This window comes from Acidicapsa borealis (assembly GCF_059115245.1).
Genome location: NZ_JCACNY010000001.1, coordinates 2,973,057 through 2,985,783, shown reverse-complemented (window position 1 = coordinate 2,985,783; position 12,727 = coordinate 2,973,057). Strand labels below are relative to the sequence as shown.

Sequence of the window (12,727 nt, the reverse complement as noted above, 5' to 3'; positions counted from 1 at the left end):
TTCGATAGACGCATCTCGAGAGGCTCAGGATAGCGCGAGCAGAATCTTACTGGAAGAAAATTCCCAGCTCCTCCCGTGTGGCACCCGGCATTTCGCGTTACGATGCGAAGGTGGCCGCTGCCCCTCAACCCGGTCCGCCCTCCGCTTTCGCGCCGCAAGATCAGCAGTCGCGATTCGCTGCGGCATACTCTGTCCTGCGCGAAGCAACCGCCGCGCAAGCCTTTCCAGGCTGCGCCTTCGGTCTGCTCCACAATGGCCAGATCCTCCTGCAGGACTCTCTTGGCAGCTTCACCTACGAAAGCTCGGCTCCATCCGTCACACCGGAAACCGTATATGACGTTGCCAGCCTGACGAAGGTCGTCTCCACGACAGCCGTAGCGATGCTCCTCCACCAAAGCGGAAAACTGGATCTCGATCTACTCCTCGGCGAGTTGCTTCCCGGCTTCATTATTGGCCGCGACGATTCGCGACAGGCCCGCCGGGTCACGCTTCGCCACCTGCTCGCCCACAGTTCAGGCCTTCCCGGATACGTGCCGCTCTTTCACACCGCCACCACCCCATATGCCGTCCTGCGCGGATGCCTTGAGCTCCCCATCGAAGCCGAGCCAGGAACCCGCGCCGAATACTCTGATCCCGGCTTCATCCTGCTCGGGAAGGCCCTCGAAGCCCTCCTGAATGAACCGCTGGCCGCATTCGCCTCCCGTGAAGTTTTCGCGCCCCTCGGTATGGCAGCCACTCGCTTTTGTCCCACCCCGTCGCAGCGCCCCGGCATACCGCCTACAGAAGAGGACGAGCTTTTTCGACAGCGTCGCATCCAGGGAGAAGTTCAGGATGAGCACGCCTACCTGCTCAAGGGCGCCGCCGGACACGCCGGCCTGTTCTCCAACGTCCCCGACCTGCTGCGTTTCGCCCAGTCCATTCTGACCCCGGACCCGGCTTCCCTCTTCCATCCCAAAACGATTGAGATCTTCGCTCAGCGCCAGCCTCCGCCCGGCAGCTCACGAGCCCTGGGATGGGACACGCCCTCCGAAAATTCCTCCATCGGAACCCTGTTTTCGCAAAACTCCATCGGCCACCTTGGCTATTCAGGCTGCTCCCTCTGGATCGACCGAGACGCCAGCATTGCCGCCGTTCTGCTCACCAACCGCACCTGGCCACACCGCGAATCCCAGCTCATCCGCTCCGTCCGCCCCGCATTCCATGACGCGCTTCGAAAAGCTGTTTGAAAGTTCTCCCGTTCGGTTTACATTCGGTTTGGACTACCCCAAAAGCCGTAACAAGGGGGAGTGACCAGAAAACTTCACTCCCCCGAAAGCGTAAAGAAACGAACAGTCTCTGGGCACGGCGAGGGACTACAATTGGGAATCGGGGCCAAAATGATGATGACTACCGCATTACTGCACGAACCCGCTAGCGCCACAGAAAAGCCGAAGAAAGATACGGCGGCGCAGTTGCAGCTTTTGACTACGGAAAGCTCGAACGAAGCATCGCAGGGCCTGGACACGAAATCCGCCCTCGAAATCGCCCGCATTATCAACCATGAAGACTCCAAGGTTGCCGCGGCCGTCAAGAAAGCACTCCCCGAAATCGCCCAGGTCATCGATCAGGTCGCCCGCAGCCTTCGCGACGGCGGACGCCTTATTTATGTAGGTGCCGGTTCCAGTGGCCGCATCGCCGCCCTCGATTCCTCCGAATGCCCGCCTAACTACTCAACCGCCCCCGGACAGGTTCAGTACATTATGGCCGGCGGACCGAAGGCTCTGGCCTCGGCGGTCGAAGTCAATGAAGATTCCGAAGAACTTGGCCAGCGCGACATTGCCCGTCGCCGCCCGACCCGAAAAGACGTCGTGATCGGTCTCTCGGCGTCTGGCCGCACTCCGTATGTCGTAGCAGCTGTAGCCTATGCAAGAGCCCGCGGAGCCAAAACCGCCGCCGTCACGTGCAACTACGGCACCCCGCTCGCCGCCGCCGCTGACACCGTCATCGTCGCTGAAGTCGGACCCGAGGTCATCTCAGGCTCCACCCGCATGAAAGCTGGCACCGCCCAGAAGATGGTCCTGAACATGATCACCACCGGCACCATGACCCGCCTTGGCTACGTGTATGAAAACCTGATGGTTAACGTGCACATGCAGAATTCCAAGCTGGTCGAGCGCGGCATCCGCATCCTCATGCGCGCCTGCTCCATCGATCGCGAAACCGCCGTCAACACCATTAAGAGCGCCGGCCGCAGCGTCCCCGTTGCCCTCGTCATGCTCAAAGCAAAGGTCGACAAACCGGAAGCAGTCCGCCGCCTGGCGAAATCTGACGGGAACGTTCGCTTGGCCATTGAGGATACCGTCCTCGAACTCTGAAACATATCGGTTAACCGCTCAAAGAAAGCCTGATCGTCCGGACTGGAGATCAGGCTTTTGTTTTTCTTGTTGTCATTCCTGAAGGGAATCTGCTGCTTCTCAGTAGGTAGTCAGCTTCACCCGCAGCACGACATCCTCATCCGCCTTCAGATTCAAACCATAGTCCGTCTGATCCCCATTCCAAACCCTGTCAGTCACCCAATCGCGTTCCGGCGTCATATGCTGCTCCTCGACCCGAATAAAAAGCCGTTTTTTGCCCGGAGCGGCCGGCACAAAGTCCACCCTCGCGTGATGTCCCGCCACTAGAAACTCATCCGGAAAAACCTGCGCCACAATCACCCCGCCATCGACAGGCGAATTCCCTTTCGGCTCCATCCCATTCCCAAACGAAGGCATCCCGTAGCTCACTTCCGCATTCCACCCCTTGAACTCCAGGGCCTCCCGATGCACCGCAGGGTCCTCGCTCGACCCTTTCACGAGCCTCCCCTCATACATCCAGTGGGCCAGCTTTCTCTGCATCGGAGCCAGCAGCGCATACTGCCGTGCAAATGGTGTTAGCGTACTCGCCTCCATCCCAAGTGGCCCCTTCGTTTGGTTGCTGTACCCGGTCAGGTCCAGTCCAAACGGCGCCCAGCCAATCGCTCCGTGCCCGATCGCTGCATACACATACCGCGCAAACTCCGCCGGATTCCCCGTCTCCGGAATCAGCAGTGCATTGTCCTTCCGCGCATACAACTCCATCGCCTTGCGATATTTCGGATACTCCGCGAGATAAATATCTGGCGCTACCAGGCTGATCGAAGGCGCGGCTACCTTCCACAGATCGATCTGGTTATCCGTCGGAGCACCCGACTCATAGCTCCCAACCGTCGCATGAAACGGATCGCGCAAGGCAGCATTCACATACAGCGGCAGCGGATACTCAGCCTTTCCCGCAGCTGCAACTTCCTCGACATAGGTAGCGATGCACCAGGCCTGGAAAGTCTCGTCCGCCTCATCCCCGAAAACCTGCTTCCAAGTCCCGGGCTGTTTCCCAAGCCGCTTGACCAGACGCTCCGGCACCTGCCCGGCAAAAGCTTTCTCGGCCGCCGCACCATAATCCCGCACAGCTCCCCAGATCCCGACCTCGTTCTCCACCTGCACCATCACCACCGTGCGCTCGCCATCCACCTCTTTCAAGTGCTGCATCAGCGCCGCAAACGCCTTCTTATCCGACTTCAGCCGCGCCGGAGAAAACGTGCTCGGCGAATCGACCGTCTGCCCATCCTTCCCACGCACAAACGGATACTTCACCTGGTCCGTTTTCACCCACTCCGGCGTGTAGTGCGAACTGCCGTTTTTCCATGTACCGAACCAGAGCAGCACTAGCCGGACCTTATGCTCCCGCGCCTGCTTCAGAATCATGTCTACCAGCGAAAAGTCATACTTCCCCTGCACCGCCTCAACCTGCTCCCAATAGATAGGCAATTCGACCGTATTGGCATGCAGCGTCTCTGCCGCTGGCCAAACCTTCCCTAGATACGCCGGCCACGCGCTCGAATTGTTCGCCTGCACTCCCAGCATCAGGAACGGCTCCCCATCCACCATCAGCGCGAAATGCCCGTTCTTCTCAGCGATCGAAGGAATCGGCTTAGGCCCGTTCGAACTCGTGCCCTGCGCGACACCCTCCCGCGCCGCGCCTAATATCCCCAAAGCGACCAGCACCACCACCGCAATAAACCGATTAATCAAAGCCTTGAACCCCCGGTGCCGCAAGTATAACCTCCCCCCTCCGCGCCCGGCACCCAGGCGGATTTACACTTGAAACTCAGGAGTTCGCACTCATATGGATAAGTTCGTAGTACGTGGCGGCAACCCGCTCGTCGGCACCATTCGCGTTTCCGGAGCAAAAAACTCCGCCCTCCCCTGCATGGCCGCCGCCATCCTCACCGAAGACGAAGTCACCCTAGAAAACATCCCGCAAGTCCAGGACATCGAGACCGAGCGCAAACTCCTCGCCTCCATGGGCGCCGAAGTCGAACTCGGCTATGGCCGCGCCCAGCACCGCACCACCATCAGCGCCCGCAACCTGAGCGATCCAGTCGCCAAATACGAAATCGTCAAGACCATGCGCGCCAGTTCCCTCGTCCTAGGACCGCTCGTCGCCCGCTGCGGCATGGCTCGCGTCGCCATGCCCGGCGGATGCGCCATCGGCGGCCGCCCCATCGACCTGCATCTCAAAGGTCTCGAAAAGATGGGCGCCGTCATCACCCAGGAACACGGCTACCTCGAAGCCCGCGCCGAACGTCTCAAGGGCACCCATATCGTCTTCGACAAGATCACCGTTACCGGCACCGAAGACCTGCTCATGGCCGCCGTCCTCGCTGACGGCGAAACCCTTTTTGAAAACTGCGCCCGCGAGCCCGAAGTCACCGACCTCGCTGCCATGCTCGTCTCCATGGGAGCCCGCATCGAAGGCGCCGGCACCGCCACGATTCGTGTCAAAGGCGTCGAACGCCTCCACGGCACCCGTCATCGCATCAACCCCGACCGCATCGAGGCCGGCACCTTCCTCGTCGCCGGAGCCATCACCAAGGGCGACCTCATCGTCGCCAACTGCAACCCCAGCCACCTTGGCGCCATCATCGGCAAACTGCAGGAAGCCGGCGCCCGCGTCGACATCCTCAACGCCGACACCGTGCGCGTTCGTGCCGACGACGGCCTCGAAGCCACCGACATCTCCACCCAGGAATACCCCGGCTTTCCCACCGACATGCAGGCCCAATACATGGCCCTGCTCACCCAGTGCGAAGGCGTCTCCCAGGTTAAGGAGAACATCTTCGAAAACCGCTTCATGCACGTCCAGGAACTCAACCGCATGGGCGCCAACATCGCCGTCGACGGTCGCACTGCCACCGTCCGTGGCAAGACGCCCCTTTCCGCCACCGCCGTCATGTGCAGCGACCTCCGCGCCTCAGCCTCTCTGGTACTGGCCGCGATGGTCGCAGACGGCGAATCGATCCTCGACCGCGTTTACCACATGGACCGCGGCTACGAGCGCATCGAAGAAAAGCTCCGCGGTGTAGGCGCAGAAATCCGCCGCCTCGGCAACGTCTTCGCCAAAAAGGAAGCCTCAGTAGCCAACGTGTAAGGAAATATCGGCAAATTTGATCGCCCATCCTTCGCCAATCGGGGAAGGGTGGGTCTGGCAAGAATCGACAGGATCAGGCATCCCGCCTTATAACTGTAAGTCTTATGTTTAAGAGGCGATGGAAATGGTTCGGGCCGATTATCTCGGATGAAGGCTTTAGCCTCAGCTTCAGCCACAATACTGTTCTATACACAGACCTCAGGGGTACTTTCGCCTTCGGATTCGAAGACGGATTTCTATTTCCTACGCCGTTTCAGGTGAAAGGCGAGCCTCTCAGCATCACTCCGACTGTGCTGGATCAAATGGTAGATCGGACACTGCGCGGACTTCGATTTGACGGACACATCGTAGAAATCTATTCCGACAAGAAGTAGTTCCAGGAACTAACGCCAGCTAACCGCCAGATGCCATCTCAGGCCGCGCGCCGAAGTTTTCCGCAGCACGGTCTCGTACTCATGAAGCTCCCGGCCCACCATTTCTGAGTCCGACCCAAGCGCAGTCGGGGACATTGCCAGAAAATCCTGCAGCGCTCGCACAGTCCGCAAACCATCCTCAGGCCTGAACCACTGCGGCTGTGGAAGGTTCTGCGTCCACTCCGGATTTCCTGCGCCCTGTTCCATAAGCAGCGCCATCGAGTTCCGGTCTGCCGAGAAAAATTCGAGAAACGGCTGTACGCTCAGCCGCTCCGACAGGCGCTCCAAGGCGTCCTCATTCCGGGCCAAAGCCTGCCCGTTCACGAAGATATCGAACCCCGGATCGTCGCCCTCGACCACGATGTACATACTCGCGCTCATCGGCTTGAGTCTACCCGAAAACCAGCCATACTTCAGCAATATCTACCACCCACGAACCCGTCTAACACTTTTGATCGAAAATTCGCATAAATAATGAGTACTAAAGTGCCACATTCTGTATGGTTACTACCACCATTGCGGGATCAAAATTCCATTATTTTTCCTGCATTCTTAGTTGGAGCGAATAGGGCCCAAATTCTAAGGAAAGGCGCACCCATGGATTGGTCAAGAGTTCCTGACTTGCTGGCGATCTTCGCTTTGGCCTGCGCCTTTAGATCCCTTCTCCGTCACAATCACACCCCTGCCCATCGCCTCTGGCTCGTAGGCTGGACGACCATCGTGATGCACTTCTCGGCGGCAATCTTCGCCAGGCTTCCCGGTGTCATCGGGATCCTGGCAGATATAGTCTCCCTGCTCACTCTCGTTGCGGCAAGCATCTGCTTCATGTGGGCCACCGTTCCCACAGAGAAAAGCATTAAGAGCCGCCGCATGGCGGCAGCAACATTCCTGAGCACTTCTCTCTATATGATTCTGGATTGCCTGCCGAACGTCCCGGGGTGGGCTTTCGACGCCTCCGCGATTCTTATCGCCGTCGGCCCACTCAGCGTAGCAATCACGTATCGCCGGTACTACCAGCATGGATTGCGCTGGCTTACGGTCGGACTGCAGTTCGCTCTTGGCGCCGAACTCCTCGTCCTTCGCCGCCAGTCCGGCAACGCCGAACTCGGCGTGTACGCCATCCTCTTTGTCGTCTACATGGGCTGCTGTGTTTACTTCTGGTACTCCCACCAGATTTCAACCACCGGCTCGATCATCACCATCGGCGGATTCCTCGCCTGGGCATTGGTGTTCGCGATCTCCCCGGCCCTCTCCTACTTAATGCCCAACTTCGTGCTGGAAAGCGAGGTCTGGAATATCCCCAAGTACGTCGTCGCCATCGGCATGCTCCTTCTGCTTCTCGAGAAGCAGATTGAGCGCTCACAGTATCTCGCCCTGCATGACGACCTCACCTCGCTCGCCAACCGCCGCCTCTTCCAGGACCGTCTCACCAGCGCTATCGAACGGGCCAAGAGGAGCAACACCAGTGTCGCCCTGTTGCAGATCGATATGGACGGCTTCAAGGCCGTCAACGACACCTATGGTCACCACATGGGAGATCTTCTTCTGAAATACGTCTCCGGCATTCTGGAAGCGCGCGTCCGTCGCTCCGACACCGTCGCCCGAACCGGTGGCGATGAGTTTTGCATCATCCTCGAAGACTCCGGCCGCCGCCAGGCCGCAGATTCCATTGCAGCCGGACTTCGCGAAACGCTCTCCCAGCCCACCATGCTTGACGGCCAACTCATCAACGTAGGCGCCAGCATCGGCGTAGCCATCTTCCCCAAAGACGCAGAAGACGCAAGCTCACTCTGCGTCGAAGCAGACCTCCGCATGTACGCCCACAAGCAGGAGAGCAAAGAGGGAGTCGCTGGCAGTCGCGAAGCCCTGCCACAAGTGCAGGAACAGATCCGGCAACCACACACCATCGCCAGCTAGTTCTTCTGCGAAGTTCCCTCGATCCATACCTCCCGAAATGAAAACGGCCATCCCGCTCAGGGAAGCCATTCCTGCCGGCGTGTACAAACTCAATGCGAACCGCCAGCAGCGCCTCCAGGAGCAACAGACTTCAGCTTCTCCGTAGCCGCCTTGATCGCCTTGCTTTCCTCCACAAGCACCTGCCCCACCGTCACCGTAGAAGCGTCGGCAATCGACCATTTCCGCTGCTCAATCGCCTCGCGGACTGCAGGCAGCGTCTTCACTCCGTAGCCTGTGTAAGCTCCCGGCGCATAAAGCTGATGTTTGAAGTAGCTTCGCCCCGGCAAACCCTCCGAGCGGAAGTAAGCACGCTCTGTCTGCATCAACAGCTGGTTCACAGCATCAATACCCGACGCATCCAGGGCCGCTCCACCATTGGCCTCGGCTGCCTTGACGGCCTTTTGATACTCCTTTGCGCTAACAGTCAGAGCAGCAGCACCATTCTCCAGCGGAGCAAAGTTCAGAAACGGCGGCATCTCCTCTCGCTTCGGAGCAGCAATCGGATTCTTCGGATCGCTCGTCGCCTCAAACACGCCCTCGTCGATCTCCTTGTTTTTCTCGGCAATCTCATCCTGCTCCGACTTCAGCAGTTTCTTCACCTCATCGACATAGGTTTCAACGGTATCGGCCGTATTGGCGAAGTTATAAGGCAAGAGCTGTGCATCCGCCATCCGCATCACCGCCGTGCCGCTCACCTGCGCCAGCGCTTTCCCGTAGACGAAATCCGTATCCTCGAAATGCGTGTAGAAGTAGAAATCATCATAGATCGAGTGATACTGGCTCCCTCGATCCTCACCGCCAAACCCGATGTCCAGCGAAGGGATGCCGGCAAAGTCCAGGAACGAAACATAGTCCGACCCATCCCCCAGCGCACCAATGCGGAGATCAGGCCGATTGCGTACCTCCGTCCGATCCCCACCGCGGCCACGAGCAATCGAAGCCTTCCGCGTCCGCTCCGTCACCGGAATTCCCTTTTCCGGATCCGTAACCTCAGCGCCTACCCCATTGATGAAGTGCTCCAACCCATGCGAACCCTCCATAAACAGATACCCGCGTCCCGAGCCGTCGGTGTTCAGGTACATCACCGCTTTCTTCTTCAACTCGTCAGCATGCGTCTCCACCCACTCGGTGGATCCGAGCAAACCCGGCTCCTCACCATCCCAGGCCGCGTAAACAATTGTCCGCCGCGGCTTCCATCCCTGCTTCAGCAACTCGCCCAAACCGCGCGCCTCTTCCAACTCAGCCGACATACCCGAAACAGGATCGCTCGCCCCATTCACCCCCGCATCATGATGGTTCCCGCGAATCACCCACTCATCCGGCTCCGTCGAACCCGGAATCTTCGCAATCACGTCGTACAGCGTCTTGATATCCCAGTTCGAAAACATCTTCAGGTGAACCTTCGCGACACTCGCCGGCTCTTTGGTTCCCTCGCCCTGCCCAAGGTGATACGTCAGCGGCAAACCGCCACGCCACGCTGCCGGAGCCACCCGCCCGGCAATTGCCTGTAACAACGGCGTCGCATCTGCATACGAGATGGGCAGCACTGGAATCTTGGTAATGATCGGCGAATCCTTCCGCTCCAGCCGCTTCGCATCTTTGGTCGCGCCAACTTCCGGCGTCAGCGGATCACCCGGAAAATCGGTATCGTTCACGCCGCCGCGTTGCACCCCGTCCTTCGGCCGTCCTGCGCCCTTCGGAAAGGAATCAGCAACACCATACCCATCGTTCGCCGGATCGGAGTAGATAATGCATCCCACAGCCCCATGCTCCGCAGCCACCTTCGGCTTGATCCCGCGCCACGCCCCGCCATACCGCGCGATCACCACCGCGCCCTTGACCGAAACGCCCAGCCGGTCCAGCTCTTCATAATCCTCGCGAGTCCCGTAATTCACATACACCAGCGGCCCGGTCACGTCCCCATCCGCCGAATACGCGTTATAGGTCGGCAACTGCTCCGCAGTCTGCCCGGAAGTCGGATCGTCCGCCACCACCGGCTCCTTCAGGCTCGCCGTAAACACCGTCTTCCCGGCAGCATCCTTCAGCTCAACCAGCCGCTCCTTCGGCGTCGGAAAGAGCACGTAGAAGTTCTCAATTTGCGCGTCAAACCCCCACTCTTTGAACTTCGACAGCATCCATTCCGCATTGTCCTTGTCATACGGCGACCCGACATGATGCGGCCTCGCCGAAAGCCGCCGCATATTCTCCTTGATGTTGTCCGGCACCGGCGTCGCCCGAAACTTCTCCTCCCATCCACGCTCAGCATCCGAAGCTGCCTTCGAATACCCATCCAACGGCCCGGCGGACTGCGCTTCGGACTTCATTTGGCCCATCAACAATTGCGGCGGAAAAACCAGCGTCGGCAGTAATGCCACTGCAAACAAACGAGAACGGATCATCGTATCTCCAAAAATCGAAAGGTATGTGGGAGTGCGGGCCGGCGAGGTCGGGCAGATCGAATACGCATCCAGCACGCGTCTTGAATCAGGTATCTTCGGCTCACGCAAAGTATATCCGCCCTGTCTCCAGCCTCCAGCGAATTCGAATTTCTTTATTCGTCGCATTCACCCCGTCTATCCATTTCCCGGCCATGCGTCGAATTCCCCCTCCCGGAAGGAAAACCAAGGTATGCTGTCGAGGTGAAATTACTCATTCTCACGCTGGCTCTTCTTTCCACCGCCGCGTCCGCCCAGTCGCGGATGACGGCGATGCTCAACAAGCCCGTGCCAGATGCCGACCGCCGCCTAACCTACGGCGCTGAACCGCTTCAATTTGGAGAGCTGCGCCTGCCAAGAACCCCAGGCCTGCACCCGGTCGCCATCATCGTGCATGGCGGCTGCTGGCTGGATCACTTGCAGAAAGCCGACCCCCGAACCACCACCTACGAGCCACTCAGACCACTCGCCGCAACCCTCGCTGCGGACGGTGTCGCCACCTGGAACATCGAGTACCGCCGCGCTGGAAGCCCCGGAGCAGCCTGGCCAGACACCTTCCTCGATCTCGCCGCCGCCACTGATTACCTCCGCAAGATCGCACCCACCTACAACCTCGACCTCAAACGAATTGTCATCGTCGGGCATTCTTCCGGTGGCCAACTCGGCCTCTGGATCGCCGCCCGGCCAAAGATCCCAGCCTCCACCCCGCTCTACGTCAAAGACCCGCTCGCAGTGAAAGCCGTCATCGATGTAGACGGGCCGCCCGACCTGGCCGCTGCGCAGCCCGTGGAATCGAATTTCTGTCCGGATCCAGGCATCGCCCCGCTCATGGGAGGCACCTCTGCCCAGCAGCCCATTCGTTACCGCGACGGCTCCGCCCAGTCCTTCCTGCCGCTCGGCATGCCGCAGATCATCGTCACGGCAGGCCTTCTCCAGCACTCAGCCCCGCTCGTGAACTCCTATCGAGCCGCAGCTGAAACCAAAGGCGACCAACTGTCCGTAGTCAACTTGGAAGGCGCAGGCCACTTCGACATGCTCGACCCAGACGGAAAATTCGGCAAAATCCTCATACAGCAAATCCTGAGAGCCACCCAATAGGCGCGGACGCGCTCGGCCGTTGTAGTTGCGTGAAAGTGAGCAGGAACTGTTCTGTACAATTCAATACATTTACAAGAGCGAAGTTATCGCTCTATATATGAATAGCTTGATAATAAATATCTAAAGCTTTTGTTAAAGCAATCATGCTGTCAGGTAACTGTTATGGTTCTGTCGAATACGTTCCATGAGTACCGTGATACCGTGAGCAAACTCTTCAACCCGGCCCAGCAGGCTAACCACGAGCCACCCCTTCCGCGGCATCCCGAAGAAATGCCCCGGATGCACCCAGACACCAAGATGCAGCAGGTCCTCCACCGTCTCATCGTCCGGCCTGGTTGCCGGGATTCGTAGCACGGCATACCAACCACCCTCCACCCTCAGGCGATTCACCAGCACATCGCCCTCGAAGTGATCTCCAAGCGCCTGATCCAACTCAGCCAGGTTCTCCGCCACCCGATCGAGAATCTGTCTTTGCATCCCTAGTCTTCCAGCCAGCCAAACCGGCAACGCCCGCTGGACCGGCGCGTTCATCGAAAGATACGTATCCGCCAATATCTCCAGCCGCGCCAGCGCCTCATGAGAACCCGGCCCCACGGCCACCAGCCATGCCGCTTTCATTTGAGGAAGGCCACATATCTTGCTGATTCCACTAACGATAAAGACTGGTATATCCAATCCGAATCTGGCAAAGCTCCGCGCCAGGCCGCCATAACCCGGTAGCGGATAGTCCAGAAATACCTCGTCCACGATCAGCGCCAGCCCATACTCCCGGCAGATCACCTCCAACTCTCGCGCCTCGCTCATCTTCACGAAGTGTCCGGTCGGATTATTCGGATGCACCAGCACGACTGCTCTTGTCCGCGGTGTGATGCTCTCCCGAAGCCCATGCATATCGAGTTGCCACCCATGGTCATACACCAGCGGCGTATGGACCAGAGTCACTACCTCAGCGTCAGCAAGAAAATCGAACAGAGGATAGCTCGGCTGCGGCACAAGAATCGCATCCCCAGGATCGCAAAGTAACTTGAATAAGTAGCTGTATGCCTCACTTGTGCTTGTAGTTAAGATAATCTGCTCAACTTTAACTTCGATCTGATGCTCCGCATAGTAAGCACTGACCGCCTCTCTCGCCCTGAAACTACCTCTCGGGTCCGGATCGTAATCAAAAGCCTCGGCATCGCCGAGCGGCGTCAGCAAATCTTCCGGATACGCAAACCCACACCGAGTAGGATTCGAGGCCGTGAGATCCGCCACCGGCAATCCCGCCGCAAGCCGCTCCCGATGCGCCCGCGCCAGCTCGCTCTCTTCGGTATTCCATTCTGTCCGCTTTGAAAATCTCAT

9 protein-coding genes are annotated in these 12,727 nt (G+C 58.9%); 5 read left to right on the top strand and 4 right to left on the bottom strand.

All coding sequences use genetic code 11. The annotated features are described in order from the left end of the window. The first annotated feature begins 110 nt into the window (after nucleotides 1-110). Nucleotides 111-1,226 carry a serine hydrolase domain-containing protein gene (locus AC5S27_RS12250; RefSeq protein WP_493934838.1) on the top strand — a complete coding sequence of 372 codons (1,116 nt, stop codon included), beginning with the start codon at nucleotides 111-113 and terminating at the stop codon, nucleotides 1,224-1,226. Nucleotides 1,227-1,379: 153 nt separating this feature from the next. After that, a complete protein-coding gene (gene murQ / locus AC5S27_RS12245; RefSeq protein ID WP_493937310.1) occupies nucleotides 1,380-2,354 on the top strand; it encodes an N-acetylmuramic acid 6-phosphate etherase in 975 nt (324 codons plus the stop codon). 99 nt (nucleotides 2,355-2,453) lie between these two features. Here murQ and AC5S27_RS12240 read toward each other — a convergent pair whose 3' ends face one another. After that, on the bottom strand, nucleotides 2,454-4,085 hold the full coding sequence (locus AC5S27_RS12240) for a DUF5597 domain-containing protein (protein ID WP_493934837.1): 1,632 nt from the start codon (nucleotides 4,083-4,085) through the stop codon (nucleotides 2,454-2,456). A gap of 94 nt (nucleotides 4,086-4,179) precedes the next feature. On the opposite strand from AC5S27_RS12240, the gene murA reads away from it, so the two are divergent. Next, a complete protein-coding gene (gene murA, locus AC5S27_RS12235) occupies nucleotides 4,180-5,484 on the top strand; it encodes a UDP-N-acetylglucosamine 1-carboxyvinyltransferase (RefSeq protein ID WP_493934836.1) in 1,305 nt (434 codons plus the stop codon). A gap of 383 nt (nucleotides 5,485-5,867) precedes the next feature. Here murA and AC5S27_RS12230 read toward each other — a convergent pair whose 3' ends face one another. Next, a complete protein-coding gene (locus AC5S27_RS12230) occupies nucleotides 5,868-6,278 on the bottom strand; it encodes a hypothetical protein (RefSeq protein WP_493934835.1) in 411 nt (136 codons plus the stop codon). Between the two features lie 216 nt (nucleotides 6,279-6,494). Here AC5S27_RS12230 and AC5S27_RS12225 point away from each other — a divergent pair, with 216 nt between their 5' ends. Next, nucleotides 6,495-7,814, top strand: a complete 1,320-nt coding sequence (locus AC5S27_RS12225) for a diguanylate cyclase domain-containing protein (RefSeq protein WP_493934834.1) — start codon at nucleotides 6,495-6,497, stop codon at nucleotides 7,812-7,814. A gap of 89 nt (nucleotides 7,815-7,903) precedes the next feature. Here AC5S27_RS12225 and AC5S27_RS12220 read toward each other — a convergent pair whose 3' ends face one another. Further along, a complete protein-coding gene (locus tag AC5S27_RS12220; protein WP_493934833.1) occupies nucleotides 7,904-10,252 on the bottom strand; it encodes a transferrin receptor-like dimerization domain-containing protein in 2,349 nt (782 codons plus the stop codon). 240 nt (nucleotides 10,253-10,492) lie between these two features. Here AC5S27_RS12220 and AC5S27_RS12215 point away from each other — a divergent pair, with 240 nt between their 5' ends. Further along, on the top strand, nucleotides 10,493-11,386 hold the full coding sequence (locus AC5S27_RS12215) for an alpha/beta hydrolase (RefSeq protein WP_493934832.1): 894 nt from the start codon (nucleotides 10,493-10,495) through the stop codon (nucleotides 11,384-11,386). 141 nt (nucleotides 11,387-11,527) lie between these two features. Here AC5S27_RS12215 and AC5S27_RS12210 read toward each other — a convergent pair whose 3' ends face one another. After that, complete coding sequence (locus AC5S27_RS12210) at nucleotides 11,528-12,727, bottom strand: pyridoxal phosphate-dependent aminotransferase (RefSeq protein ID WP_493934831.1); 1,200 nt, start codon at nucleotides 12,725-12,727, stop codon at nucleotides 11,528-11,530.

Coding starts and splice junctions, on each gene's coding strand:
- murQ (WP_493937310.1), top strand. CDS start 1,380: ATGATGACTACCGCATTACTGCACGAACCCGCTAGCGCCACAGAAAAG.
- murA (WP_493934836.1), top strand. CDS start 4,180: ATGGATAAGTTCGTAGTACGTGGCGGCAACCCGCTCGTCGGCACCATT.
- AC5S27_RS12230 (WP_493934835.1), bottom strand. CDS start 6,278: ATGAGCGCGAGTATGTACATCGTGGTCGAGGGCGACGATCCGGGGTTC.
- AC5S27_RS12225 (WP_493934834.1), top strand. CDS start 6,495: ATGGATTGGTCAAGAGTTCCTGACTTGCTGGCGATCTTCGCTTTGGCC.
- AC5S27_RS12220 (WP_493934833.1), bottom strand. CDS start 10,252: ATGATCCGTTCTCGTTTGTTTGCAGTGGCATTACTGCCGACGCTGGTT.
- AC5S27_RS12210 (WP_493934831.1), bottom strand. CDS start 12,727: ATGAGATTTTCAAAGCGGACAGAATGGAATACCGAAGAGAGCGAGCTG.